Origin of the sequence: Streptomyces sp. NBC_01012, assembly GCF_045162755.1 — a bacterium.
In the GTDB taxonomy this organism is placed as follows: Bacteria; Actinomycetota; Actinomycetes; order Streptomycetales; family Streptomycetaceae; genus Streptomyces.
In genome coordinates, this window is sequence record NZ_CP108688.1 from 1,591,618 (window position 1) to 1,618,097 (window position 26,480).

Here is a 26,480-nt window from a genome sequence, read left to right on the forward strand (position 1 = left end):
TCACCACCGTCGTCGAAGAAAGAAGAAGCTCATGACCTTCACCGTCAGCACACTGGACGCCATCGAGATCCTCGACTCCCGGGGCCGCCCCACCCTCGACGTACGCCTCACGCTTGCCGATGGCACCACCGCGGAAGCCGGAGTCCCCTCCGGTGCCTCCACCGGCACCCGTGAGGCCGTCGAACTGCGCGACGGCGACACCTCCCGGTACAACGGCGCCGGGGTACGGAATGCCTGCGCCCATGTACGGGGCGAACTCGCCGAGTTGCTGAGTTCCCGCACCTGGAGCTCGCTCGCCGAGGCCGATGCGGGGATGGCCGACCTGGACGGCACCGGCACCAAGTCCCGTCTCGGCGCCAACGCGATCACCGGCTGTTCCCTCGCGCTGGCCCGCGCCCTGGCCCGGTCCGCGGGCCAGGAGCTGCACGCCTACCTCGCCCCGGCCGGTGTCGCTCCGCGCCTCCCGGTGCCGCACTTCAACGTCCTCAACGGCGGGGTGCACGCCCCCAACCCGCTGGACTTCCAGGAGTTCATGATCGCCCCGCTCGGCGCCCCCGACCTCCCCTCGGCCGTCCGGGCCGGGGCCGAGGTCTACACGGCTCTGCGCAAGCGCCTGCACGAGGCCGGACATACCACCGGACTGGGCGACGAGGGCGGCTTCGCCCCCGGCCTCACCCGGCCGGAGGACGCCCTGCGGCTGATCGTCGCGGCGATCACCGATGCCGGCTACACCCCGGGACGCGAGGGCGTCGCCATCGCCCTGGACCCCGCCGCCGGGGAGTTCCGGCAGCAGGACGGCACCTACCTCGTGGCGGGCGAGTCCCTGAGCAGCGGCGACATGATCGCCCGCTACGAGCAGATCGTCGCCGACTTCCCCGTGTGGTCCGTGGAGGACGGGCTCGGCGAGGACGACACCGCCGGCTGGCAGCGGCTCACGGCCGCTCTGGGCGAGACCGTCCAGCTCGTCGGGGACGACAACTTCGTCACCGACGCGTCCCTCATCACGCGGGCCGTCACCGACCACATCGCCAACGCCGCCCTGATCAAGGTCAACCAGATCGGCACCGTCACCGAGACCCTGGACGCCATGGCCGTCTGCCGGGACGCCTCGTACGCCGCGATGGTCTCCCATCGCTCCGGCGAGACCCCCGACACCTTCATCGCCGACCTCGCCGTCGCCACCGGCTGCGGCCAGATCAAGTCCGGCGCCCCCGCCCGCGGCGAACGCGTCGCGAAGTACAACCGTCTCCTCGCCATCGCCGCCGCCCACCCCGGGCTGCCCTACGGCCTGGCGGCCAGGCCGGCATGACCGGCACGCCGCTGCTCCCGGGGCGGCACCGGCGCCTCGCCCGGGGCAGATGAGGGTCCGGGCGGGTCCGCCGACCCGCCGTGGACCCGCCCGTCGAGCAGCGTGGGTGCGCGGCGGCCCACGTCCCTCTCGCTGCCGGTGATCTCGTGCCGGGTGCGCCAGTCCTGCTTGCGCAGCACCTCGTCGATCTCCCAGCGCAGCAGTGCGAGTCGGCCGCCCAGCACCTCGTCGACGAGGGCGGGGCGCGGCCCCTGCCAGTTCAGGGCGTGCCGCAGGCAGACGCCGTGCGTATGCGTGTACTCCTGGGCGAGCGGCGGGTCGCGGAGCTCTGCGGTGAGCAGCGCCGTCTGCCTGCGTACGGCGGTGCGTTCCTCCAGGCAGGCGCGGCAGGGCGGCTCGGACAGCAGATAGCGGCCGGCATCGCTGTGCCGCTTGCCGTCCGCGTCGAGCAGCCGCTGGAAGCGTTTGATCCGGGCGTTCCAGCGTGCGCAGTTCTCGGTGATGACGGATGCGACGTTCGGTCCGCCCATGGCCGTCACGTCGTGGAGGTGGCGGGTGCAGAGCAGGGACTCCTCGCTCGCGGGACGTCCATGTCCGGAGGCCGCCGCCTCCCACTGCAACAGGCGCCGTACGGCGCGGTGTTCGGCCCGGCACAGCGGACAGCAGCCCGCCTCGGTGTCGGCCTCCCAGCGGCTGGTCACCGAGCGCCGCCGCCGTTCTTCCTCCTCCCGGAGCAACGGATCGATCCGGTCGAACAGCGCCGCCCTGACCTGTGCGTCCTCGTCCGCGCCGGCCAGCCACACGAGGTCACGCCGCCCCTTCGTCAGGAGCCCGGAGGCCGCGTCGGCAAGGCTCCGCCCGTACGCCTGCGGGGCGCGCGCCGCGAGTTCCGCCGTGTGCGGCAGGCAGACGGCGCCGCCCCGCACCGCCTCCCGCACCGACGGATGGCCAAGGGCGCCGAGCAGAGTCCCGAGCGCCCGCTCGGCCGCGTCGTCACCTGCCACGCAGCACGGACACCGGGCGGGGCGCGCGTCCGGCTCGTCGAGCAGTCGCGTTCCCCCGGCGAGTGCCAGGGAGTGGACCTGCGGCATCAGCCATGGGGCCGAGGCGTCCGCGAGCAGACGCCGGGTGTGGGCGGGGCAGAAGCCCACGGCGGCCCGGACCCGGGAGCGGGTTCCCTCCTCCGTATGGCTCTCGATGATGAAGTACGACAGCCAGCGCGTCGCGAACTCCTCGCGCCGCCGGCACACCGGACACAGCCCGTCGTCGAGGAGACGCGCGGCGTCGCTCAGGGCCCGCCTGTCGTGTTCCGCCGCCCTGGCCCGCCGCGACCGGCCGGGCCGGGGAAGTACGGACCGTTGGATCGGGGAGGTGGACATGGCTCCTCCTGGTCGAGAGTGTCAACCAGGGACCGTCAGCGGCTGTGGGCCGCGGTTCCGGTGAGCCCCATCACCGACGCGCTCGGCGCGCACTTCCAGTCTGCGCCTTTCGCGCGTTTTCGGTCACCCCGGACGCGCGCGCGGCGGGTGTTCCGCTCGCACCGGTCTCGCCGCGTGGCGCGTCACCGCCCGCTCAGGCCGCTGTCCGGTAGCCGGAGTCGAGCTCCGTGCGGAGCTGGTCGCGGTCGATGGCCTTCTCCCATTTGGCGACGACCAGGGTGGCCACACAGTTGCCCGCGATGTTCGTGAACACGAAGGCCGCCGAGAGGATGCTGTGCACGCCCAGGACCAGGGCGATGCTGCTGACGGGGATGGTGTGCGTCGAGCTGAGCGTCAGGGCCAGCACCGCGATCGCGGAGCCCGAGACCCCTGCCCCGCCCTTGGAGGTCAGCAACAGCACGAGCAGCAGGCCCAGTTGCGCGGTGAGGCTCAGGTCGGCTCCGGTGGCCTGGCCGAGGAACACACTCACGGCGGCGAAGTACAGGCAGGTGCCGTCGTGGTTGAAGCTGTAGGCCGTGGGCAGGACGAGGCCCACCACGGGTTCGTCCACGCCGAGCTTGTTCAGCTTGGCGGTCAGCTGCGGAAAGACGCTCTCCGACGAGCTGGTGCCCAGCACGAGGACCAGTTCGGCGCGGAAGTAGCGCAGCAGCTTCAGCAGGCTGAATCCCGCGTACCGCGAGACGGGCCAGAGCACCAGGAGGAAGAAGAGGACGACGATGAGGTAGAACACCCCGACCAGACGCCCGAGGGAGAGCAGGGTCCCCAGCCCGTATTCGGACACCGTGAAGCCGATGGCGCCGAACGCGGCGAAGGGCGCGATCCGCATGACCTTGCGGATGATCCAGAACAGTGCCTGCTGCACCGTGCCGACCGCGTCGAGCACGGGCTTCGCCTTCTCGCCTACGGAGGCGAGTCCGCAGGCGAACAGCACCGAGAAGACGAGGATCTGGAGGATGCTGCTCTCGGCGAACGCCTGCACGGCCGAGGTCGGCACCAGTCCGACGAGGAAGTCGTCGAATCCCTCGGACTTCGCCGGCGCGGCGGTGGAGGGGTCCGTGTGCAGGGTCGAGGGGTCGATGTGCATCCCGGAACCGGGCTCCAGCACGTTGACCACGACGAGGCCGATCACGAGCGCGATCGTGGTGATGACCTCGAAGTACACCAGGGAGCGCACCGCGATACGGCCGACCTTGCCGAGGTCGCGCACGCTGGCGATGCCGTGCGTGACCGTGCAGAAGATGATGATCCCGACGACCATCTGGATCAGATGGATGAAGATGTCGCCGAGGAACTGCAGATGCTGGGCGACCGATGGCACCAGGGCGCCGACGAGCACACCGAGTGCGACACCGACGAGCACCTGGAAGGCGAGGTCGCGGTAGAACGGCTTACGGGGCTTGCTGCCCTGCGTGGGCGCGTCCGACGAAGCGGGGACGCCCGGTGAAGTGGTTTGGCTCATGTCCGGTTTCTCCGTTGAATGTCCGGTGCCGATCCGAGGGCGGGGGTCAGTTCCCTTCGTGGCCGAGTACGTCCTCGGCGGGGCCGAAGACCTCGTCGACGCCGAGCCTGCGGGGAAGGAGTCCCTGCGCGAGGCAGGCGTCGATCACGTACTCGACGGGCCCGCGCAGTGCCTCGAAGCCGAAGAGCGTGGGGCGGGGCGTCCCTTCGGGGCGCTCCACCGTCGCGTCGGCCAGGCGCAGCAGCCGGTAGACGTCCCTGACCGCATCGGGGTGCTCGCGGCAGGTCGCCGCCCGCACGGCCACCATGTGGTTGATGGGCATGAATCCGTGCTGTCGCCACCACTTCCCGTCCCGCTCGGCGGCGTCGGGGACGACCCGGGTGAACTCGTCGCCGCCCGGCAGGTCGTTGCCGAGGACGGCGGCGTCGGCCAGGCCCTCGCGCAGCAGGTCGGGAAGGGACGCGGTACCGGTGATGTGCTCGACGAACGCCGGGTCCTCGTACTCCGCGACATGGGCTGCGTCGCGGGTGAGCCACCGGACGTCCTTCGCGGCGATTCCGTGGTCGTCCGCGAGGTGGGCGCGGACCCACATGCCCGTGGTCTGGGTGAAGGAGCGTACGGCGATCCGCTTGCCCGGCAGTTCCTCCGGGGTCAGGGGGCGCGAGGTGTGGGCGATCAGGCAGCCGCGCTGGAAACGGGAGGCCACCACGGCCGGGAGCAGCACCACGGGCCGGCCGTACGCGATGGCCTGGAGCGCGGTGACCACGGCCAGCTCGCTGACGTCGAAGGCTCCTTCGCGGACCATCGGGGCGAACGCGCGGTGGATGGGTGCGACGTCCTGGAAGTCGAGCCGTGCGTGCCTGCCGCTGAGCGCGCCGCTCTTGAGCGGGGCGGTGTGTGGATGGTCGGCCAGGGCCGTGCGCAGGGGGACGCGCTCAGTCATCGGAGCCTCCCGTGGTGGCCAGGGCCGGGTAGAAGGCGGCGGCCGTTCCCCCGAAGATCATGGCGAGGTCGGCCTCGGGGAGGCTCACGGTCTGTTCCCGCGCCTCGGCCAGGATGCTCCTGGGTGTGCCTTCGGCCGCGGGGAAGTTGGACCCCCAGGCGATACGTTCCGCCCCGTACGCCGCGACCAGGTCGGCCAGGAAGTCCGCCGTCGTGGACGCGCCCGTGGCGGACGCCGCCAGCGCCCGGTGGGTGAGCTTGAGGTGGACCCCGGGGAACTCGGCCATGGTGAACAGCTCCTGGGAGCGCCGGTAGGGCCGGCCGTCCGACAGGTCGGGGCGCGCGCAGTGGTCGAGCAGGACGCGGACCCCGGGGAACCGCCGCAGCAGGTCCCGCAGGGCGGGCAGGCCCCGCACGGTCATCTGCAGGCAGACCGGGATGCCGTGTTCCTCCGCGTAGGACCAGGCGGGGAAGGAGTCCTCGTGGCCGAGCCAGTCCGCCTGTCCGGGCATCGTGGTGCCGGTGGTGAACAGCCGGAAGCCGGAAAGGCCCTGGCCCTGCCAGTGCCGGATCCGCTCGACGGCGTCGGGCGCCATGGCGTCGAGGGAGTACACACCGACGAACCGGTCGGGGTGGGTGCGCACCGCCTCGACGACGTAGCGGTTGTCGTGGCCGTACACGGTGGAGGCCTGGACCACGACGGCCTTGGCGATGCCGGCGTCGTCCAGCCCCTCGACGAGCCCGGCGATGTCCACGGGGTGGTGCTGCGACCACGTGGACTGCCGGCCCCCGACGGGTGCGACCGGGTACTGCCCGGTGTCCGGTGAGATGACGTGTGTGTGGGTGTCTATGACGCTCATTGGAACCTTCTTCGACGTACGTGCGGCCCCATGGCCGAAGAGCCCTGCGGGTGTTCTCGTCAGGAGTCAGCGGCCCTGGCCGCGCAGCAGGGCGTCCAGGCGGGGGTAGACGGTGCGGGTGTTGTGTTCCTTGACGGCGGCAAGGCCGGCGGCGGACAGCCCGGCCTGCTCCAGGTAGCGGCGGGTGTCGTCGAAGTGGTGCCCGGTGCCGGGGTCGACCGCGCGGACGGCGCCGATCGCCTCGGAGGCGAAGAGCAGGTTGCGGGTCGGTACGACGCCGAGCAGCAGGTCGATGCCGGGCTGGTGGTAGACGCAGGTGTCGAAGAAGACGTTGCCGAGGAGGTGTTCCTCCAGCTCCGGCTTCCCGAGCGCCATGGCAAGACCGCGGAACCTTCCCCAGTGGTAGGGGACGGCGCCTCCGCCGTGCGGGATGACGAGGCGGAGTGTGGGGAAGTCGGTGAACAGGTCTCCCTGGAGCAGCTGCATGAAGACGGTCGTGTCGGCGTTGAGGTAGTGGGCGCCCGTGGTGTGGAAGGCGGGGCTGACACTGGTACTGACGTGGACCATCGCCGGGACGTCGTACTCGACGAGCTTCTCGTACAGGGGGTACCAGGAACGGTCGGTGAGGGGCGGCGCCGTCCAGTGTCCGCCGGAGGGGTCGGGATTCAGGTTGACCGCGACGGCGCCCAGTTCCTCCACGCACCTGCTGAGTTCGGGTATGCAGGTGGCGGGGTCGACGCCGGGTGACTGGGGCAGCATCGCCGCCGGCGCGAAGCGCTCGGGGTAGAGGGAACTGACCCGGTGACAGAGGTCGTTGCAGATCTCGGCCCACTGCGCGGACGTCGCGAAATCGCCGACGTGGTGCGCCATGAAGGAGGCGCGCGGGGAGAAGATCGTCAGATCGATGCCGCGCTCGTCCATCATGCCGAGCTGGTTCGCCTCGATGCTCTGCCGCAGGTCGTCGTCGCCGATGCGCAGATCGGCGGAGGCCGGGGCCGCGGACGGGTCGCCGAGCGCGGCGATCTGCCGTTCACGCCACTCACCCAGGGCGGCCGGCGCGGTGGTGTAGTGACCGTGACAGTCAATGATCATGTGTTTCCTTGCCAGTCGAGCTCGCCGTGCGGCGCCACCTCGGCGCCCGTGTGGGGCTGCCAGTTGCGTCAACTTAACAGCCGACATAATTGTTGACAATATGCTGGACAAGAAATTCGGCAAGACCGTCGGTCCTGATGAGAGGCCCCGCCGCCAGGTGTTCGGCGACTGTACTCGCCGGAAATCGGCGCATCGCCGTGAGCGGAGACGCCCCGGGCGGAACCCTCGGGCCACCCGCAGAAGTTGGTGCCGGAAATTCTGTTCGACCTCTTGACCGGTGGCTCCGGCGCACGCACAGTACTCGTTAATGCGCATCACTAATACGCATTAATAGCTGGAGGAACAGTGGCGGAGGAACCCACCAAGCGGGTCGGACGAGGCCGGACGCCCGCACCGGCGCGGCGCACCGGGCGTCCGCGTCAGGCGGAGGTCGCCCGGCTCGCGGGGGTCTCGCAGGCGACGGTCTCCCTGGTGCTGGGCGGGAAGAAGCAGGGCGCGGCCATCTCGCAGGAGACCCGGCAGAACGTGCTCGACGCCGCCGGGCGCCTGGGTTACGTACCCGACCCCGCGGCCCGTCGGCTGGCCGCCGCGCGCAACGACCTCCTCGGGGTCTTCAGCTTCACGGCGACCTTCCCCACCGACGTCCAGCACTCGTACTACCCGTTCCTGGTCGGCGTGGAGCGGGAGGCCGCCGCGCGCGGCTACGACCTGGTGCTCTTCACCGGGTCCAGCAGCGGCGGCGCGGGCGCCTCGGCACCTCGCGCGCTCAGCAGGGCGCGGCTCGCCGACGGCTGCCTCCTGCTCGGGCGCCACGCGCCGGTGGAGGAACTGCGCAGGCTCGTGGACGACGGGTTCCCCGTGGTCCACCTGGGGCGCAGGGACGAGCCCGAGGGGCTCGCCTGGGTCGGCGCCGACTATGTCAGCGCCAGCCGTGAGGTCGTCCAGCGACTCGCCTCGCTCGGGCACCGCCGCGTCGTCCTGGTGCGCGAGGACGACGAGGCACCCGCCTCCACCGACCGTGAGCAGGGCTTCCTGGAGGGCCTCAGGGCGGCGGGACTGCCCGAGGGACCCGAGGTGGTCTTCCGCAGCGCCGACCTCGCGCGCACCCTCACGCCGGAGCGCCTGCGGCAGTGGCTGGCCGACGGCGTCACCGCGTTCGTGGCCGAGGAGACCGACAGCGGCGCCGCCTGGCGCTCGCTGACCACGGCTGCCCGTGAGGCCGGTCTCGACTGCCCCCGCGACCTCTCGCTGGCGCTGCTCGGCAGCCCGCCGCCCGACCTGGCCGACGCACCGGAGCCCACGGGGTTCGACATCCCCCGGGCGCAGCTGGGCGCGGAGGCCGTACGCCTGCTCGCCACGCTCGTCGCCGGGGACGGCCTCCCGGAGCCCGCGGGCGGCCTCCCGGAGCAGCTGGTGACGCTGGTGGCCTGCGCCTACCGGCCGGGCGCCACGGCGGGAGCACCACCGGATCCGATCGCTCCAGCACGACCGCACAGCACCACCCGTACCGCACAAGGAGAACTGTGATCCCCGAACCGGACATCCTCATCGTCGGCGCCGGCCTGGGCGGCGTGGCCGCCGCGCTCGCCGCCTGCCGGGCCGGCCGGACCGTCGTCCTCACCGAGGAGACCGACTGGATCGGTGGCCAGCTCACCACCCAGGCCGTCCCGCCGGACGAGCACCCCTGGGTGGAGCAGTTCGGCACCACCGCCACCTACCGCGCGCTGCGCGAGGGCATCAGGGATCACTACCGCAGGTGGTACCCGATGCGTTCCGAGGCGCTCTCGCTGACCGGCCTCAACCCGGGGGCCGGCCGGGTCAGCAAGCTCTGTCACGAGCCGCGCGCCGCTCTCGCCGTCCTGGAGGGCATGATCGCCCCGCACCGGGCGTCCGGCCGGCTGACGCTGCTCACCGAGCACCGGGCGGTGGCCGTCGAGTCGGACAACGATGTCATCGGCCCGGTCACCCTGGAGAGCCTGCGCGACGGCACCCGCACGACGGTCCACGCGCAGTACGTCATCGACGCCACGGAGACCGGCGAGCTCCTCGAACTCGGCGGCGTCGAGCACGCCGTGGGCGCCGAGTCCCGCGCCGAGTTCGACGAGCCGCACGCACCCGAGGAGGCGCAGCCCCTGAACCAGCAGGGCATCACCGTCTGCTTCGCGCTCTCCCACCACGAGGGCGAGAACCACGTCATCGAGCGGCCCGCCGACTACGACTTCTGGCGTTCCTACCGGCCGGACTTCTGGCCGGGACCGCTCCTCGGCTTCCTCGCCCCCGATCCGCGTTCACTCGAGGCCGTCCCCCGTACGTTCGTCCCGAACCCGGAGATCGACCCGCTCGCCGTCAACGCCGACCAGAGCGCCGACGCGGGCGACAAGGAGCTGTGGGGCTTCCGCCGTATCCTCGCCCGCGGGATGCACACGGCCGGTGCCTTCGACTCCGACATCACCCTGGTCAACTGGCCGCTCAACGACTACTGGCTGAAGCCGCTGATCGGCGCGGGACCCGAGGTCTCGGCGCAGGCGGTCGCGGAGGCCAGGCAGTTGTCGCTCTCGGTCCTGTACTGGCTCCAGACGGAGGCGCCGCGCGAGGACGGCGGAAGGGGCTTCCCGGGCCTGCGGCTGCGCCCGGACGTCACGGGCACGGCCGACGGACTCGCCAAGGCGCCGTACATCCGCGAGTCACGCCGGATCAAGGCCGTCACCACCGTCACCGAGCAGGACGTCGCCATCGATGTCGTCGGTCCCTACGGCCGGACCGCGTACCGGGACTCGGTGGGGGTCGGCAACTACCGCATCGACCTGCACCCCTCCACGGGTGGCGACAACTACGTAGACATCGGCTCGGTGCCCTTCGAGATCCCCCTCGGCGCGCTCGTGCCGCGTCGGGTCCGCAACCTCCTGCCCGCGGGCAAGAACATCGGCACCACCCACATCACCAACGGCTGCTACCGGCTCCACCCGGTGGAATGGAACATCGGCGAGGTCGCGGGCGCACTGGCCGCGCACTGTGTCTCCGAGAGCGTCGGCCCCCACCAGGTGCAGTCCGACGACAAGCGGTTCGCCGAGTTCGCCCGGCTGCTCGACGCGCAGGGGGTCCAGCGCCACTGGCCCGACGTACGCGGTTACTGAGCGGTCGTCACGAAGGGCGACGAAGCCCGGCACCACCCGGAACGACGCTCCACCACGCGGAAATGCCGGGCGGGACAGCTCCACCTGTCCCACCCGGCCCGCCCGCGCACTGCCCACCCGCACAAGGAGGTGCCCAACCATGACCACCCACCGCATCCGCGTCGGCATCGACGTGGGCGGAACCTTCACCGACGCCGTGGCGGTCGACGCCACGACCCTGGAACTCCTGGGACAGGTGAAGGTCCCCACCAGCCACCATCACGAGGACGGCGTGGCCCACGGCATCGTGGAAGCACTCGACCGTCTGCTGGAAGAGACCGGCCGTGCCGCCGAGGACGTCGCGTTCCTCGCGCACGGCACGACCCAGGCTACCAACGCCCTGCTGGAGGGCGATGTCGCCACCGTGGGTCTGATCGGGATCGGGGGCGGCCCGGCCGCCGCGCTCACCCGCAGGCTCGCCGCTCTCGGCAAGCTCCAGCTCACCCCGGGCAGGACGCTTCCGCTCGTCTACGCCCATGTCGGCGACCCCGACGACACGGCGTCCGTCCGGCGCGCCGCCGAGAGCCTGGCCCAGGACGGCGCCCAGGTGCTCGTCGCCACCGAACCGTTCAGCGTGGACCGGCCCGAGGGCGAGCAGGCCGTCGTCGATGCGGCCCGCTCCACCGGGCTCCCGCTGACCGCGGCCCACGAGATCACCTCCCTGTACGGGCTGCACAAGCGCACCCGTACCGCCGTGGTCAACGCGGCGATCCTGCCGCGCATGCTGGCCACCGCCGATCTCGTCGACGCCTCGATCACCAAGGCCGGGGTCTCCTCCCCGCTGATGGTCATGCGCTGCGACGGCGGGGTGATGTCGCTCGACGAGATGCGGAGCAGACCGCTGCTGACGGTCCTTTCGGGGCCGGCCGCGGGGGTGGCGGGCGCGCTGATGCAGGAACGGATCAGCGAGGGCGTGTTCCTGGAGACCGGCGGCACCTCCACCGACATCAGCGTCGTACGACGCGGGAAGGTGGCCGTCAGGCACGCGACGATCCTCGGCAAGAAGTCCTATCTCAACGCCCTGGACGTACGCACCGTCGGTGTCGGCGGCGGTTCCATGGTGCGGATCGGCGGCGGCAAGGTCACCGGCGTGGGACCGCGCAGCGCCCACATCGCGGGGCTTCCGTACGCGTGTTACGCGTCGGCGGACGAGCTGCGCGACGCGACGCTCACCACCGTCAGGCCGATGGCCGACGACCCGGCGGACTACGCGGTCATCGACGCGGCGGGCGGGCGCTTCGCGCTCACCATGACCTGTGCGGCCAACGCCCTGGGCCGGGTGCCCGGGAACGACTTCGCCCGCAGCGACCAGGACGTCGCGAAGGCGGCGCTCGCCCCGCTGGCCGAGGCACTCGGGGTGGACGTGCCGACCGCCGCGACGCGGCTGCTCGACGCGGGAACGGCGCAGGTCGGCGCGGTCGTCGACGCGATGATCAGTGACTACCGGCTGGACAGGGACACCGCGCCGCTCGTCGGAGGCGGCGGCGGTGCCGCGTCCGTCACCCCGCACCTCGCCGCGAACAGCGGTATGGAGGGGCGCATCGCCCGGCACAGCGAGGTGATCAGCCCCATCGGAGTGGCGCTCGCCCTGGTGCGGGAGCAGATCGAGCGGATCATCCCCGGCGCGGGGCAGGAGCAGATCCTCGCCGTACGGGCCGAGGCGGAGGCGGCGGTCGTCGCCCAGGGCGCAGCGGCGGACGAGGTCGAGGTCGAGATCACCGTCGACCCGCAGACGAGCACCGTACGGGCCGTGGCCACCGGCGCGACCGAACTGCGCACCCAGGACCGGGCGCACCGCGCGGACGACGCGGAGCGGCTGCGGACGGCGGCGGCCAGCCTCAGGGCCGACCCGTCGCGGGTCGAGGTGCTCGCCGGGACCCCCGCGCACACGGTGTACGGGACGGAGGTCAGGCGCACCCTGCGCGCCACCCGGCATCCGGTACGGATCGTCGACGCCGACGGGGTGATCCGGCTGCATGTCGCGGATGCCCGGGTGGAGACCACCCGGGTCGCCGACGCACCCGGTGTACTGGCCGAGCTGGTGCGGGAGACCACGTCGTACGGCGACGGCGGGGTCCGCGCCCCTGCGGTACGGCTGCTGATCGGCTCCCGGATCGCGGACCTCTCGGGTGTGCTCGACCCGCAGCCGCTGCTGGCACTCGCCCGCAGCGAACTGACCTCACGCGCCGCCGACGAACCGGTCGTCGCCGTACTGGAGGTACGCACATGAGCGCGGCCGAGGCCCCGGCGTGGGAGACGGGCGACGATCTGGACCTGGCGGTGCGGCTGCTGGCCGCGACCCCCACCCACGAGGGCCGCGATCCGGAACTGCTGCGCCACTGGGCGCGTACGGCCGAGAAGTTCGGCTCGGCGCTGGCACCCGTCCCCTGCCGGGCCGGGATCACCGAGCGCGCCGACGGCCTGGAGCGCGGGCTGCTGGCCCGCTACACCTCACGGCCCGTGCCGACCGTGGAGCTCTACACCGACACGCTCGACGCCGCCGATGAGCTGATCGACGCCCGGGGCTGGCGCCACTGGTACCCGCCGGGCTCGGTGCGTGAGGCGGCGCTCGCCCACGAGGCCGTGCACGAACAGCTCCACCACGGCCCGGCCAGGACCGCGCTGAAGCGGGCCCTCGGCCATGTGGTCCTGCGCGCCGGACGGTTCCGGCTGTACGGGCATGTGGCGGGCGCGGAGGAGATCGCCGCCCACGCCTACGCACGTACCGTCTGCGGGCTCGGCCGCAGTCCCCTGCACCTCACGGCCGCGCTCGCCGACGCCGTGACCCTGAGAGGAGTAGCGCCATGGGCGTTGTCATCCTGATCGTCATGGCGGCCGGTGTCGCCGCGATGCTCACCCGTAAGCTCCCCACCGCCTTCGCCCTGGTCCTGCTGGGCATCGTCATCGCCTTCGTCGCCGGTGCGCCGCTGACCGGCAAGGAGAGCGTCCTGGACACGGTCCTCCAGGAGGGTGCTCCGATGCTCGCCTCCACGATGATCGCGGTCCTGCTCGGCTCGTGGCTCGGCAAGCTCCTCGACGAGACCGGCATCGCGGGCACCATCGTCCGCAAGATCGTGGAGTTCGGCGGGGACCGGCCGACGGTGGTGGCGCTCGGCGTCCTCGCGGTGTCCGCGCTCATCGGCACGGTGACGGGCTCGGCGCCCGCCGCGATGCTCGCCGGCATCATCGGCATCCCGGCGATGGTCGCCGTGGGCATCCCGAAGGTCACAGCCGCGGGCACCATCCTGATGGGGATCGCCGTGGGTGTGCCGTTCGAGCTGCCCATCTGGCAGTTCTTCTCCACCGCCCTGGACCTGCCGGTGCCGACGGTGCGCGGCTTCATGGTGAAGCTGTTCCCGCTGGCGCTGGTCGCGGCCGTCGCCTTCGTGCTGATCGAGTCGCGCCGTCGGGGCGTCGAGCACACCTGGTCGCTGAAGACGGCGGCGGACAGGCCGCGTTCGCGCCGCGAGCGGCTCGGCGACGCCCCCTGGTACGCCCTGCTCACCCCGGTCGTGCCGCTGGTGCTCGCCCTCGGGTTCGAGGTCGCCATCATCCCCGCGCTGCTGGCCGGGGTGCTCTACGCCCTGCTGACCACGACCAGGCCGCGCGACATGAACAAGCGGCTGCTGCGCACCCTGTACGGCGGATTCGAGGTCGCCGCGCCGCCCATCGCGCTGTTCATCGCCATCGGCATCCTGCTCGCCGCGGTACAGCTGCCCGGCTCGATCGACGCGCTCGAACCCCTGGTGAAGGCCGTCAGCCCGCAGAACCCGGTGCTGTTCGTGCTGGTCTTCACCGCGCTCGTGCCGCTGTGCCTCTACCGCGGCCCGCTGAACGTCTACGGCCTCGGCGCGGGCATAGCCGGAGTCCTCATCGCGGCCGGCATCTACCCCGCGGTCGCGGTGCTCGGTCTCGCCGCCTCCTACAACCAGGTCTTCGGGGTCGCCGACCCCACCAGCACCCAGACCGTGTGGAGCGCGCAGTACGCGGGCGTCGGCCCGCAGCAGGTCATGCTGCGCACCCTTCCCTATGTGTGGGCGGTCGCGCTCGGCGGGTTCTGCGTCACGGCCGCCACATATCTCTGACCAGCCGAACAGCTCTGAACATCCAACTCCCGGGACGGAGTACAGACATGAACGAGCAGCACGACAACACCCCGCGGCAGACCCCCGCACTCCCCGCGTCCCTCTCCCGCCGTGTCTTCCTGCGCGGCGCGGCGGCCACCGGCACGGCCCTCGCGGTCGGCGTCGGCACGGCGGCCCAGGCCTCGGCCGCGCCCGGCGGCTTCCCCGACTACAGCTACGTCAGGACGCTCCTCAAGCCGTCGGACCTCGCGTACAACCCGACCGGCGAGATCATCTTCCCGTGTGTGCGGGGCACGGTGGGCAGGCTGTCCGGCGCCCTGGGACGGTTCCACCTCTACTACGCGCCGCATGACGCGCCGGGCGGCGTCTGCCTGGCCTACGGCGACTCGCTGGAGGGGCCGTTCACGGAGTACCCGGACAACCCGATCGTCACCAACGACTGGCAGCCGCACTACAAGGTCAGTCATGTCTCCTCGCCGCACGTGCTGTGGAACGAGGACGAGAAGGAGATGTGGCTGTACTTCCACGGCGAGAACACCACCACCCGGCTGGCCCGCTCCAAGGACGGCATCAACTTCACGTACGACAAGGTCGTGCTGTCCACCTCGATGATGCCCGCCGGTTCGACCGAGACGTCCTACGCCCGAGTGTTCCGCCACGACCTGCCCGCGCTCGGCGCCCGTTACGTGATGATGTTCATGCTGAACAACACCACCGATCACCGCGACATCGCATGGGGCTGGTCGGCCGACGGGCGGGACTGGACCTTCGCCCAGGAGCCGCTGATCCGGCACACGGACGTCGGCGCGGTGAACGTGGGCGGCCCGCATCTGCTGACCCGGGGCGACAGCGCGTACGTCGTCTACAACAAGGACAAGGAGAGCGGCGGCGACCTGATGATCACCGAGGTCGGCAAGGACTTCTCCCGACGCGACCATCTGGGCGTCTTCCACGACTCGTTGGACGGCGCACCGGACAACGGCCGTACGGCGTCACCGAGTTTCGGCACGGAGAACGGCGTGCCGTACATGATCTACGAGGCCGGTGAGCGGCTCCAGGGCGCCATCGCGCTGGCCAGGGCGAAGTAGGCACGACGGCGCACCTCAGAGTGGAGCACCGCCCGGACGCGATGCCCTGTGCGCAGGGCGTCGCGCCCGGAACGGGCACCCTCAGAAGTCCAGGACCGGCGTGGCTCAGCCACCGCTGCCGAGCCAGGGGATCGGGTCGTTGTACTGGCCGTCGTAGATCACCTCGAAGTGGAGGTGCGGGCCGGTGGACAGGCCTGTCGAGCCGACGAGCCCGACGGGAGAGCCCGCGGTCACGCTCTGACCTGTCGTCACCTGGAGCGCGGACAGATGGCTGTAGGTGGTCTCGAGCCGCTTTCCGTCGAGCGTGCCGTGGTCGATCACCACCCGGTTGCCGTACGCCTCGGTCACGCCCGCGAACTCGACCCGCCCGTCCCGCGCCGCGGACACCTGGGCCCCTTGCGGTGCTCCGAAGTCGACGCCCGTGTGGAGCTTGGTGACCCCCGTCAGCGGGTGTGTGCGGGAACCGAACTCCGAGGTGACGGTGCGTGTGGTGACGGGGTGCGCAAGCAGCGCCCCGGGGGCCTTGTCGCTGTCCTCGGGGGTCTCCCGGACCAGCGCGTCGTACTGCGGCAACCGCTTCTTGACGCCGGCGACGAACTTCTGGGCCGCCTCGGGGATCTTGCCGGCCTTCTTGACCTCGTCCGTCCCGACGGCGTACGCGGCGAGCGTGAGGTCGGGAACCTCACCGTTGACCGTGCCCTTGGTGCGCAGTGCGGTCACCTTCTTCGCCAGGGAGCAGTCCTGCCGCCCCAGCGCCATGATCGCGTCCACCGTGTCGTGCGGCGAGGAACTGCCGTTGCCGTCCTCGTCCCGGCCCCAGGTCTTCCAGTCGGCATCCGTGAAACGGGCGACGCCCTGCTCGGAGAGGCTGGCGGTGTCCTCCTGCCACCCGGAGAGCTGGTCGATGTGTGCGGCCAGGAGTGCGGGGCTGACCCCCGTGCAGTCCGCGGTCGCCTTGCGCAGCCAGGGAACGTGGGAGGCGTCGACATTGCTGACAGCCGACTGGCTCGGGGCCGGGCCCTCCTCCATGGCCGTGTCGAAGCCGCCGGTGAGGGCGAGGAAGCCGAACACCGCGGGGACGGCCACGAGGCTGGGCAGCACGATCAGAGCCAGACGGCCACGGCCTCGGCCACGGCGGGGGCGATCGGCGGGCGGGTCCGTCTCGGCCGGATCTCTCTCGGCCAGGTCCGTCTCGACCAGGTCCGTCTCGGTCGGTTCCTCGGTCACGTGCCGGACCGGCTCCACGAAGGTGCCACGGCGGGGCAGGGTATCGGCGGGATGCGTCTGATCACGCTACGACGCTAGCAACGCGGTGACGGGGCGTCACCGGCCGCAGGGACAGACCGGGCTGCCCGATGGGGCACGGCCGATGCCCACCGGGCATCGCTCCGGGCATCATTCCGGGCGTCCGGCCGGCCCTGTCCACGGGACGGGATCCCTGCCGTGCGCCTCGCTGCGGCCCTCAGCCTTCCTCGGCGGTGAGCGGCGCCTCCGGTGCGGGGCCGGACAGAACCCGGCTCGCGTTGGCCTCGGCCTCGCGCTCGAAGCGGTCGGAGGGGTCGCTGACACGCAGACCGTCCCCGTTGTCGGTGCCCGCGACGGGGCCGGTGCGCTGCTGGATGACGTGGGTGAGCTCATGGGCGAGGGTGTGCTTGTCGCCCCCTCCGTCACCGATGACGACATGGCTGCCGGACGTGAACGCCCGGGCGCCGAGTTCGGCGCTGGACCGCCGGGCCTCCGTCCCGGTGTGCAGGCGTACGTCGGAGAAGTCGGCGCCGAGCCGGGCCTCCATCTCGTTCTTGAGTGGACCGTCCAGAGGGCTGCCCGCGCTGCTGAGCACCTTGTCGACACCGGAGCGCTGGACCGAGGGCAGGTCGGCGGCCGTCTCGTCGCCGTGGCCGCACCCGGCGGAGTGCTCGTGCGCGGACCGTTGCAGCATGCGCGTCACCGCGCTGTTGCCCACGCTGCGTTGCAGGGCGAGGAGCGCCTCGGGGCCCAGGGCCGCCGCGCCGCCGCCGGCCCTGGCCGGGAGCGGGGTGGGAGCGGGCGAGCGTCCGGCCGTGCCCCGACGCTGTTCGGCTGCGGCTGCCTTGCCGGGGTCGTGAGCACGCACGGGACAAGCTCCTTCGATGGCACGGGTCGACAGTCCTGCAATGGTGCTGTCTTTTCAGGTCTATCCGATCCAGCACCCCCGCAGGAAGGGGCGCAGGGGCAGCGCCCCTTGCCCCGAGAGCCCACGGCAGGAATCTCTTGATCAACAGGGCGTGGCATATGCGGGTGTAATGCCCCAAAGCACCATAATCACGAAGCGAGGCAACCGCTCGACATCGGCCTCTCGACATCAACCTGTCGCCATCACCTCTCGATACGCACCTGAGGAGAAGACGTGCTCTCGAAGACGAAGCAGACCGCCCGCGCCATGGTCACGACGCTTGCCGCGGCCGCCACCTTCACGATCGTCATGCCGACCGGAACCGCTTTCGCGATGAACGAGGTCAGCTGCGCCGAGCAGGGCGCCTTCCTGCGGATCCAGTCGCACCACAGCACCGGGATCAAGAGCGAGGACTGCTACGCGAACGCCGGGAAGGTCGACTTCAAGGGGTGGTGGATCGACAAGATCTCCACGGGGAACAACGACGTGAAGCTCTACGACGCCAACGGCGCCGTGGTGTCGATCCCCCGCAACCGCGTGGTCACCTACCCCAACAACCCGCCGAAGATCAACGCGGTCGAGATCCTCTGACCCTCGCGCGCGGATCGTCGAGCCCCTCCCCACGCGACCGGCGGCGGGAAGGGGCTCGGCCGCGTCACAGCGGTTTCGCCCCCAACGGCCGCCGTTCGGGGCGCCGGCAGGCCGGAACCCGGGCCTCCGTAAGGGGATTCCAGCGGCCGGATCCGGGGGCCACCCGGCCACGCCACCACGCTCCGTGAGCAGTTCGGCCCACCGAACAGATGTCCGCCCCCTGCGTCGGGCCGCTGGTCAGAGGGGGTCCACGGGGACACGTCGCCCCCGGCAGGCTCACCCGGGGCTGCACAGCTCCGAGAAAATGTGACTGAGCGGGACCAGCTCTGTGCTATTAGTGGCCATATTTTTTTCGTTGTTGTACCAGCCCAAAGCTGTAGCAACCGCATAGGATCATGCCGCACCGTGGGGCCCGACCCGCCCCGGCAGTGCCGTTCCCCCACCCCCCGATACATGCACCGCTTACTTTGCCTGCCCGTTCTCGACGGCCGGACGACGAGCGCCGTCGTCCTCCGACACCCCACGACCCGTTAACAGGTATCTGCGTGTTACCGATATTCAGCACCGGTTCCGGCCACGGAGCCGCGCAGTGAAAATCAATCGCCGCCTCGCCCTCCTGGTGACCGTCCCCCTGGCCGTGGCCGTCATCTTCTCGGTCCTGGCCCTCGCGCCCGCGACCAAGCAGGCGCTCCAGGCCCAGCGGCTCACCGCGATGGTCGCAGTCGCCACCGGCGCGGGTGATCTGGCCGACCAGTTCCAGCGTGAACGGGCCGCAGCCACCGCCTTCGTCTCACGACAGGCCGATTCGGACGCGTTCAGGCAGCGTTCCGACGCGACCGACAGGAGCGTCGCCGCGTTCCGGGACAAGGCCAAGAGCCTGTCCGGGGTGCCCGGCAGCGCGCAGAACTCCCTGGACCGCGTCGACCGCTTCCTCGACGAACTGCCCGCGCTCCGCGCCCAGGTGCGCTCGGGCAGCAGCACCATCTCGGCGCTCGCCTTCGGCTACCGGATCGTGATCGCCGATCTCAACGGCTACCGCGACGGCATCGCGCAGGCAGACGGTGTCGACGCCGACATCGCGGACCGGATCCGAGCTGCCGCCGCCCTGTCCGAGGCTGCGGAGCACACGGCCCAGCAGCAGGTCACCGTGATGAGGGCGCAGGCCGCCGGCGGCTTCACCACCGCTTCGCAGCGGACGTTCGACGCCGGACGTCTCGGCTACACGGAGTCCACCGGCATCATGTTCGACCTCGGCCCCGGCCAGTGGCGTACCTGGCTGGAGCGCACGCTCTCCGGCTCGAAGGCGCTGGAGGCCCGACGGATCGAGGACGAGATCGGGCGTACGGCCGCGGGTACGAAGCTCGCGGTCACTCCGGAGGAGTGGCAGAAGGCGTCGGACGACCGGCAGACGCTGCTGCGTTCGGTGGAGAAGCGCGTCGACGAGTCCGTCTTCTCGCTGGTCTCCGACGCGCGCACCCGGCTCATGTGGACGGCGGGCGCCGAAGTCACCCTGGTGGTGCTGACCCTGATCGTGGCCGTCCTCGTCGCGATCCGCCTGGGCCGTGTCATGATCCGGCGGCTGCACGATCTGCGTAATGCCGCGCACGAGGTCGCCCACACCGGTCTGCCCGCCGTGATGAGCGAGCTGTCCCGGCCGGGCGCACTGAGCGGTGCGACGCCGGAGCAGGTGGCCGAGCGGTCGGGCGACCCGGTCAGCACGACGGGCGAGGACGAGATCGGTGAGGTCGGCGAGGCGTTCAACGCCGTTCACCACGAGGCCGTCCGTCTGGCCGCCCAACAGGCCCACACACACGAACAGTTCGCCGAGACACTGGTCGGTGTCGCCCGCAGGGGAGCCCAGTTGACCGCCGTCATGGTGTCCGAGCTGGACACCGTGCAGCGCGACGAGGCCGACCCGGTGCGGATGAAGACCCTCTTCGCCCTGGACCACCTCGCCGTCCGTATGGAGCGCAACACCAACAACCTCCTGGTGCTGGGTGGTTACGGAAACGCCCGGGTGCGGGCGGCCGATGCCGCCTGCTCCACCGTCATCGTGGCCGCGGCACAGCAGATCGAGCGGTTCGACCGAGTGACCCTCGGGGTCATCGAGTCGGGGATCGGCATCACCGCCCGCGCCGTGCACGACGTGGCGCACATCCTGGCGGAACTCCTCGACAACGCGACCCGGTACTCGCCTCCCGACAAGCAGGTCGGGGTCGCCGTGTGGCGGCTGTGGGACCGGGCCGTCGTGCAGGTGGTCGACGAAGGGGTGGGCATCCCGGCGGAACGCCGGGCCGTCCACAACGCCGCACTGCTCGAACCGCAGACGGGCATCGGGGACGTGCGCTCCATGGGCCTGCACGTGGTGGCACGTCTGGCGGCGCGACACGACATCGTCGTCGAACTGCGTGACTCGTCGGGCCCCGGCACCATCGCCGAGGTCACGCTGCCCGCGAAGGTTCTGGCCCTCGCCCCGCAGGAAACCCCGGACCGACAACAGGGCCTGCTCGGCTCGGACCACGGGAAGGGCCCTGGCAACGATGTCAGGTATGAGTCCCCTCGCCCGATCACACCACCGGGGCCCGCGGTCCGCAGGCAGCCGGCCGGCGTGGGCGGACGGCCCGGCCGCGACAGCGCGTCCGTCGGCGCGGGCTCTGGCTCGGATGCCGGCGGAGATACGCCGCGCGGCCACGACGAGCCGGCCTCTCGCATCGCCGGAGTCAGTTCATCGGGGTTGCCGCTGCGACAACGCAGGGCACCGCAGCCCCCCTTGGGCAGACGGGACGGCGCCGAACAGCGCTCCGGCACCGCCGCCCCGAGGCCGGCGCCCCGTCGCCGGGACTCCCGGCAGGTCTCCGACGTCCTGGCGGCCTACGCGCAGGGGATCAACAGGAGCACGAACCACCGTGGGCGCTCCGCCACGGACGACGACACCGAACGGACGAAGACATGACCTCTTCCGCCGACCTGAACTGGATCCTGAGCGACTTCGCCGGACGCATCCCGGAAGTCACCCAGGCGATAGCCGTGTCCGTGGACGGACTCGCCCTCGCTTACACCGGTGTGGAGCGTGACGACGCCGAACGACTGGCCGCCATCGCCTCCGGGGTCGTCAACCTGCTGTCCGCGGCCGCCCAGTTGACGAACACCGACCCCGTCGAGCACAGCCTCACCGCGATGGAGGGCGGCTACATGTTCTCGATGGCCGTATCCAGCGGCGCGTCCCTGCTGGTGACGACGACCAGGGACGCGGACATCGGTGAGGTCAGCTACATGATGTCCGAACTGATCAACCAGGTCGGTGACGCACTGACGCCCCAGGTACGCGAGGCGAGCCTCCCGCCGGCGCGCTGAGGTGGCGCCGTTCGCCCGCGGCCCGTACCCCCGCTCCACAGCCAGTCCTGTCCGCCATGCTCGACACCACTGATGAGAGCCCTCATGTTCTTCGACATGCCCAGCGCCCGCCGCCGCAGATTCCGTCCGGCCTGTGCCGCCGCCCTGGCCCTCGGCCTGGCCGCCGCCACCGGTTGCAGCAGCGACAGCGGATCCGACGACGCCACCGTCAAGGTGGGCCTGGTCGCCTCCCTGTCCGGCACCTACGAGCCGGTCGGCACCGAGCTGCGCGCCGGCTTCGAGCTGTATCTGGACACCCATGACAACAAACTGGGTGGACGCAAGGTCCAGCTCGTCGTGGCCGACGAGGGCGACGGCCCGCCGACCGCCGTCCCCGCGACCACCAAGCTGGTCAAGAAGGACAAGATCGACGTACTGACGGGCTTCGTCGGCGGCGGCTCGGTCAACGCGGTGCTCCCGCTGGTCAACCAGGCCAAGATCCCCTTCCTGGGGTCGAACGCCCGGCCGCCCGTCAAGGACCTCACCTACGTATGGACGACGAGCTTCCTGTCCGACGAACCGGGCAAGGCCATCGCGCCGTACGTCAAGGAGAAGGTCGACGGCCCGGTCTACGCCATCGGGCCCGACTACCAGGGCGGTTACGACGAACTGCGCGGCTTCACCGAGGAGTTCAAGCGCATCAAGGGGAAGCTCGCCAACCCCGGCGGCAAGACCACCTGGACGCCGTTCCCGAAGACCACCAACTTCATGCCCTACTTCGCCGAGATCGCCAAGACGGACGCCAAGGCGGTGTACTGCTTCTACGCCGGCAAGGCCGCCATCGACTTCGCCAAGCAGTACGCCCAGTCCGACATCGCCGATCTGCCGCTCTACACGGCCTTCGTCACCGAGGGCAGCGTGCTCCAGGCCCAGGGCGCCGCGGCCAAGGACATCTACTCCGTCCTGAACTACGCGGCCGACCTCGACAACGAGGCCAACCGCACGTTCGCCGCCGACTGGACGGCCGAGCACGACACGCAGCCCACCACCTACGCCATGTCGTCGTACGACGCGGCCGCCGTCCTGGACAAGGCCATAGCCGACGCGGCGAAGGCCGGGGACGTGACACCGCAGACCATCAACGACGCCATCGGCGAACTGGGCCAGATCGACAGCCCGCGCGGCGCCTGGGAGTTCGGCGACAAGGCGCACTCGCCGGTGCAGTCCTGGTACCTGCGCCAGGTCAGGCCGGACGGCGCCCAGCTGGCCAACGTCATGGTCCAGGACCTGGCGACGCTCGGCAGCTGACGTGAACCTCCTCGATGCCCACCTCGTGCCGGCGGTGGACGGGGTGGCCTACGGGCTGCTGCTGTTCGTGGTCGCCTCCGGTCTGAGTCTCGCCTTCGGCACCGCCGGCGTACTGAACCTGTCGCACGGCACGCTGTACGCGATCGGCGCCTACACGGGCGCCGAGTTGAGTGACGGGACCTGGGGCGGCCTCGCCGTCGGGCTGGCCGCCGGAACCGCCGCGGCGTGCCTCGCCGGGGCGGGACTCTCCGCCGCGACGGCCCCGCTCGCCCGTCGTGGGCATCTCGCGCAGGCGCTGCTGACGTTCGGCCTCGCCCTGATCGGCGGCGATCTGCTCATCCAGCTCTTCGGAGCGGACGAGCTACCCGTGCGCGTCCCCGAGGCGCTCGACTCGTCGGTGACGCTGCTGGGCCACCGCTACCCCGCGTACCGTCTCGGGTTCATCGTGATGGCCGTACTGCTAGCGGCCCTCGGCACCTGGGTGCTGACCCGGACCCGGATGGGCGCGGCGGTGCGGGCCGCCGCCGACGATCCGCAGATGCTCGCGACCACAGGGCACAACCCCCGCGCGGTGCACACCGGGGTTCTCGCCGCCGCGGGGGCGCTCGCGGGGGCGGCGGGTGTGCTGGGGGCACCGATCATCGGGCCGGGGGCCGGTACGTCGGAGACGGTGCTGATGCTCTCCCTCGTGGTGGTCGTGCTCGGCGGACTGCGCTCGCTGTGGGCGACGCTGGCTGCGGCGGTCGGGGTGGGCGAGGTCCAGACGCTCGGCGTCTCGCTGGCGCCGGACCTCGCGCCGTATCTGCTCTTCGCCGCGATGGCGGCGGTGCTCGTACTCCGCTCGCGCTTCGCGGAACCGGCGCCCTCGCACGACGCGCACGGCCTGTCCGCCGACCCGCTGGACCGGCTCCGCCGCCGGCTCGCCGCACGGCTGCGGACCGGCGGGCGCGGGGCTGCCGGTACGCCCGCGCCGACGCCCTTCGCGGGCCGGAGCGCCATCGCCGGGCTCGGCCGGCTGCCGGGCGCGACCGCCTGGCGGCAGGCCGCTCCGTTACTCGTCCTGCTGGTGGTGCTGATCGCCCTGCCGGGGCTGCTCGACTCGTACAGCATCTCGCTGGCCGGCTCCGCCCTGGCCCTGGGGCTGCTCGCGGTCAGTGTCACCGTCCTGACCGGCTACGCCGGACTCCCCACGCTCGGGCAGACAGCGCCGTTCGCCGTGGGCGCGTACGCCACCGCGAACCTCGCGGACGCCGGGTGGACGGCGGGCCCCGTCCAGGTCGTCGTCTCGGCGCTCGCCGCCGCCGTCTTCTCCGGGGTCGTCGGGCCCGCCGTGATCCGGGCCCGCGGCACCACCGTGCTGATGATCACGCTCGCCGTCGGTGAGCTGACCGGCGCGGTCATCAATCAGCTCAAGTCCGTCACCGGCGGCGCCGACGGTCTTGTCGGCTTCCCGGCCACGCGGGCGCTGTGGGGCGGGGAGGGGATGACCGAGGAGAGCGACCTCTACACCTACGCCCTCGTCGTCGCCGCCGTCGCGGTCACCGTCACCCTGCTCGTGCTGCGCTCGCCCGCCGGGAAGCTGCTGACCGGCACCCGCGGCGCCGAGGCCCGCATGCGCGCCTCGGGACACCCCGTGGGCCGGTACCTGCTGACGGCGCACATCTGCGCGGGTGCGCTGGCCGGCGTGGGCGGCTCGCTGATGGTCACCGTCCAGCAGTACCTCTCCCCCGCCGACGTCGGCTTCGAGATCGCCGCCTTCGCCCTCCTGGCGGCCGTCATCGGCGGCACCACATCCGTGATCGGCGCCCTGATGGGAGCCGGGCTCATCGTCATCACCCGCGACTGGGTCGCCGGTTCGTGGCCCGGCCACGGTCCGCTGCTGCTGGGCGCCCTGTTCGTCGCCGCCGTGTACCTGCTGCCCCGAGGTCTGGCCGGCCTGCGCGGCGGATCCGGCCCTGCGGGGCGCGGGCCCGGGGGTTCCCCGCCCGATGTGCCGCCGCCCGCCGCTCCCGCCCCGACCCCCACCGGGAAGTCCTCACCATGACGCCCGCACCGAACGCCGCCTCGGTACCCCCGGTACTCGACCTGTCCCGTCTGACCCGCAGTTACGGCAGTCTCACCGCCGTCGACGACATCAGCCTGCGGCTGCCCTCGGGCGCCCGGCACGCCGTCATCGGCCCCAACGGCGCAGGCAAGACCACCCTGCTCGACCTCATCGCGGGCACCAACAGGCCCGACCGGGGCACGATCACCCTGGAGGGCGCGGACATCACCCGCACCGCCCCGGCCAGGCGCAGCCGCCTCGGGATCGCCCGCAGCTTCCAACAGCCTTCTGTGATCGGCGAGTTGTCGGTACTGGACAATGTCGTCCTGGCCGGCTGGCCGCACCACCCGAAGCGCCGCGGGGCGTGGCGCAGGCCCTCCCGCTACCGGCAGCAGGCGGAGTCCGCGGGTCACCACCTGGAGACCGTCGGCCTCGCGGACAGCGCCGGCCGGCCGGCCTCCGCGCTCTCCCACGGGCAGCGCCGCATGCTCGACCTCGCCGCCGCGCTGGCGGGCGATCCGCGTCTGCTGCTGCTCGACGAGCCGGCGGCCGGGCTGACCGACGACGGCATCGGCCGGCTTCTCGGCATCATCGGCTCCCTGCCGGAGAGCGTCTCGATCATCCTGGTCGAGCACCACGTCGAAGTGGTCGCCCAACTCGCCACGACGGTGACCGTGCTGAAGGAGGGGCGGGTTCTCGTCACAGGCCCGACCCGGGAGACGCTCGCGCACCCCGAGGTCCGCGATGCCTACCACCACACCGCCAACGGCCTCGCCGGCGAAGCGAGAGGATGACCGACCCCCGATGCTCGAACTCACCGGCCTGACCGCGGGCTACCACGGTGGCACCGTCCTGCACGGCCTGGACCTGTCGGTGCCGGCCGGCACGGTCCACGCCGTCGTCGGCCACAACGGCGCGGGCAAGACCACCCTCGTCCACACCGTCGCCGGACTGATGCGGCCGAGCGCGGGGACCGTGCGCCTGGACGGCCGGGACGTGACAGGGGAATCCGCGCACCGGATCGCCCGAGCCGGGATCGGTCTCGTGCCGCAGGGGCGGCGCGTGTTCGCCGGTCTCACGGTCGCCGAACACCTGCGTCTTTCCTACCGTCCGCCGCGCCGGGGCGACACCACGCGCCCCAGCGTGTGGACCCCCGCGCGCGTGCTGGAGCTGCTGCCCCGGCTGAGAGAGCGCCGGGGCAACCGGGGCACGGATCTGTCCGGCGGTGAACAGCAGATGCTGGCCCTTGCCCGCGCGCTGCTCGGCTCACCGCGTGTGCTGCTGCTCGACGAGCCGACCGAAGGCCTCGCGCCCGTACTCGTCCGGCAGGTGCACGAGCTGGTGACCACACTGGCGGACGAGGGCATCGCCGTACTTCTGGTCTCCCCCGGTGCGGCCGACGCCGCCGGGTGCGCCCGTACGCTCACGGTGCTCACCTCGGGACGGACGACGCTCCGCATGGACGGCGACGACGCCCGCGCCGACAGCTCCGCACTGCACGCCGCACTCGAACTCGCGCCGCCCACCCGCTGACCCGGCGCCGCCCGCACAGCCCTCACAGCCCTCACAGCCCTCACAGCCCTCACAGCCCTCACAGCACCACAC

20 protein-coding genes and 1 pseudogene are annotated in these 26,480 nt (G+C 71.6%); 14 read left to right on the top strand and 7 right to left on the bottom strand.

Translation table 11 applies throughout. The features are described from left to right. Nucleotides 1–31: 31 nt before the first annotated feature. Nucleotides 32–1,309 carry a phosphopyruvate hydratase gene (gene eno / locus OG623_RS06900; RefSeq protein WP_406145239.1) on the top strand — a complete coding sequence of 426 codons (1,278 nt, stop codon included), beginning with the start codon at nucleotides 32–34 and terminating at the stop codon, nucleotides 1,307–1,309. On the opposite strand, the gene OG623_RS06905 is transcribed toward eno, so the two are convergent. The 5 genes from OG623_RS06905 to OG623_RS06925 all read right to left on the bottom strand — a co-directional run bounded on the left by OG623_RS06905 (nucleotide 1,282) and on the right by OG623_RS06925 (nucleotide 7,101). Then, a complete protein-coding gene (locus tag OG623_RS06905; protein ID WP_406145241.1) occupies nucleotides 1,282–2,688 on the bottom strand; it encodes a hypothetical protein in 1,407 nt (468 codons plus the stop codon). The genes eno and OG623_RS06905 overlap by 28 nt on opposite strands. A 193-nt stretch (nucleotides 2,689–2,881) precedes the next feature. After that, nucleotides 2,882–4,207: a cation:dicarboxylate symporter family transporter gene (locus OG623_RS06910; protein ID WP_406145242.1), complete on the bottom strand. Its 1,326-nt coding sequence runs from the start codon at nucleotides 4,205–4,207 to the stop codon at nucleotides 2,882–2,884. A 46-nt stretch (nucleotides 4,208–4,253) separates the two neighbouring features. Continuing rightward, a complete protein-coding gene (locus OG623_RS06915; RefSeq protein WP_406145244.1) occupies nucleotides 4,254–5,150 on the bottom strand; it encodes a hypothetical protein in 897 nt (298 codons plus the stop codon). Next, nucleotides 5,143–6,009, bottom strand: coding sequence for an amidohydrolase family protein (locus tag OG623_RS06920; RefSeq protein ID WP_406145246.1), 867 nt, complete (start codon nucleotides 6,007–6,009; stop codon nucleotides 5,143–5,145). Before OG623_RS06920 ends, OG623_RS06915 begins: the two co-directional genes overlap by 8 nt. Nucleotides 6,010–6,075: 66 nt before the next feature. Then, nucleotides 6,076–7,101 (bottom strand): amidohydrolase family protein, encoded by a 1,026-nt coding sequence (locus tag OG623_RS06925; RefSeq protein WP_406145248.1) that lies wholly within the window; start codon nucleotides 7,099–7,101, stop codon nucleotides 6,076–6,078. Nucleotides 7,102–7,446: 345 nt separating this feature from the next. Here OG623_RS06925 and OG623_RS06930 point away from each other — a divergent pair, with 345 nt between their 5' ends. The 6 genes from OG623_RS06930 to OG623_RS06955 all read left to right on the top strand — a co-directional run bounded on the left by OG623_RS06930 (nucleotide 7,447) and on the right by OG623_RS06955 (nucleotide 15,447). Next, nucleotides 7,447–8,628, top strand: coding sequence for a LacI family DNA-binding transcriptional regulator (locus OG623_RS06930; RefSeq protein ID WP_406145249.1), 1,182 nt, complete (start codon nucleotides 7,447–7,449; stop codon nucleotides 8,626–8,628). After that, on the top strand, nucleotides 8,625–10,235 hold the full coding sequence (locus OG623_RS06935; protein WP_406145251.1) for an FAD-dependent oxidoreductase: 1,611 nt from the start codon (nucleotides 8,625–8,627) through the stop codon (nucleotides 10,233–10,235). The genes OG623_RS06930 and OG623_RS06935 overlap by 4 nt, the downstream gene beginning before the upstream one ends. Nucleotides 10,236–10,374: 139 nt before the next feature. Further along, complete coding sequence (locus OG623_RS06940) at nucleotides 10,375–12,504, top strand: hydantoinase/oxoprolinase family protein (protein WP_406145253.1); 2,130 nt, start codon at nucleotides 10,375–10,377, stop codon at nucleotides 12,502–12,504. After that, on the top strand, nucleotides 12,501–13,097 hold the full coding sequence (locus OG623_RS06945) for a hypothetical protein (RefSeq protein ID WP_406145254.1): 597 nt from the start codon (nucleotides 12,501–12,503) through the stop codon (nucleotides 13,095–13,097). Before OG623_RS06940 ends, OG623_RS06945 begins: the two co-directional genes overlap by 4 nt. Continuing rightward, entirely contained in the window at nucleotides 13,079–14,359 is a 1,281-nt protein-coding gene (locus OG623_RS06950; protein ID WP_406145256.1) for a TRAP transporter large permease subunit, read from the top strand. Before OG623_RS06945 ends, OG623_RS06950 begins: the two co-directional genes overlap by 19 nt. 47 nt (nucleotides 14,360–14,406) lie before the next feature. Further along, a complete protein-coding gene (locus OG623_RS06955) occupies nucleotides 14,407–15,447 on the top strand; it encodes a hypothetical protein (protein WP_406145257.1) in 1,041 nt (346 codons plus the stop codon). A gap of 105 nt (nucleotides 15,448–15,552) precedes the next feature. Here OG623_RS06955 and OG623_RS06960 read toward each other — a convergent pair whose 3' ends face one another. Both OG623_RS06960 and OG623_RS06965 read right to left on the bottom strand, forming a co-directional pair. Further along, nucleotides 15,553–16,674: a M23 family metallopeptidase gene (locus OG623_RS06960; protein ID WP_406145259.1), complete on the bottom strand. Its 1,122-nt coding sequence runs from the start codon at nucleotides 16,672–16,674 to the stop codon at nucleotides 15,553–15,555. A gap of 256 nt (nucleotides 16,675–16,930) precedes the next feature. Beyond that, nucleotides 16,931–17,560: pseudogene (locus OG623_RS06965) on the bottom strand (DUF4157 domain-containing protein); the annotation flags it as partial. 306 nt (nucleotides 17,561–17,866) lie between these two features. Here OG623_RS06965 and OG623_RS06970 point away from each other — a divergent pair. From OG623_RS06970 to OG623_RS07000, 7 genes are all read left to right on the top strand, one after another. Beyond that, nucleotides 17,867–18,190 carry a beta/gamma crystallin domain-containing protein gene (locus tag OG623_RS06970; RefSeq protein WP_406151705.1) on the top strand — a complete coding sequence of 108 codons (324 nt, stop codon included), beginning with the start codon at nucleotides 17,867–17,869 and terminating at the stop codon, nucleotides 18,188–18,190. A 589-nt stretch (nucleotides 18,191–18,779) separates the two neighbouring features. Continuing rightward, a complete protein-coding gene (locus tag OG623_RS06975; protein WP_406145261.1) occupies nucleotides 18,780–21,143 on the top strand; it encodes a nitrate- and nitrite sensing domain-containing protein in 2,364 nt (787 codons plus the stop codon). After that, on the top strand, nucleotides 21,140–21,544 hold the full coding sequence (locus tag OG623_RS06980) for a roadblock/LC7 domain-containing protein (protein ID WP_362889093.1): 405 nt from the start codon (nucleotides 21,140–21,142) through the stop codon (nucleotides 21,542–21,544). The genes OG623_RS06975 and OG623_RS06980 overlap by 4 nt, the downstream gene beginning before the upstream one ends. Before the next feature lie 84 nt (nucleotides 21,545–21,628). Continuing rightward, on the top strand, nucleotides 21,629–22,831 hold the full coding sequence (locus OG623_RS06985; RefSeq protein ID WP_406151707.1) for an ABC transporter substrate-binding protein: 1,203 nt from the start codon (nucleotides 21,629–21,631) through the stop codon (nucleotides 22,829–22,831). A gap of 1 nt (nucleotide 22,832) precedes the next feature. Further along, entirely contained in the window at nucleotides 22,833–24,875 is a 2,043-nt protein-coding gene (locus OG623_RS06990) for an ABC transporter permease (RefSeq protein ID WP_406145263.1), read from the top strand. After that, nucleotides 24,872–25,669 carry an ABC transporter ATP-binding protein gene (locus OG623_RS06995; protein ID WP_406145265.1) on the top strand — a complete coding sequence of 266 codons (798 nt, stop codon included), beginning with the start codon at nucleotides 24,872–24,874 and terminating at the stop codon, nucleotides 25,667–25,669. The genes OG623_RS06990 and OG623_RS06995 overlap by 4 nt, the downstream gene beginning before the upstream one ends. Before the next feature lie 10 nt (nucleotides 25,670–25,679). Next, complete coding sequence (locus tag OG623_RS07000; RefSeq protein ID WP_406145267.1) at nucleotides 25,680–26,408, top strand: ABC transporter ATP-binding protein; 729 nt, start codon at nucleotides 25,680–25,682, stop codon at nucleotides 26,406–26,408. The last annotated feature ends 72 nt before the right edge of the window (nucleotides 26,409–26,480 follow it).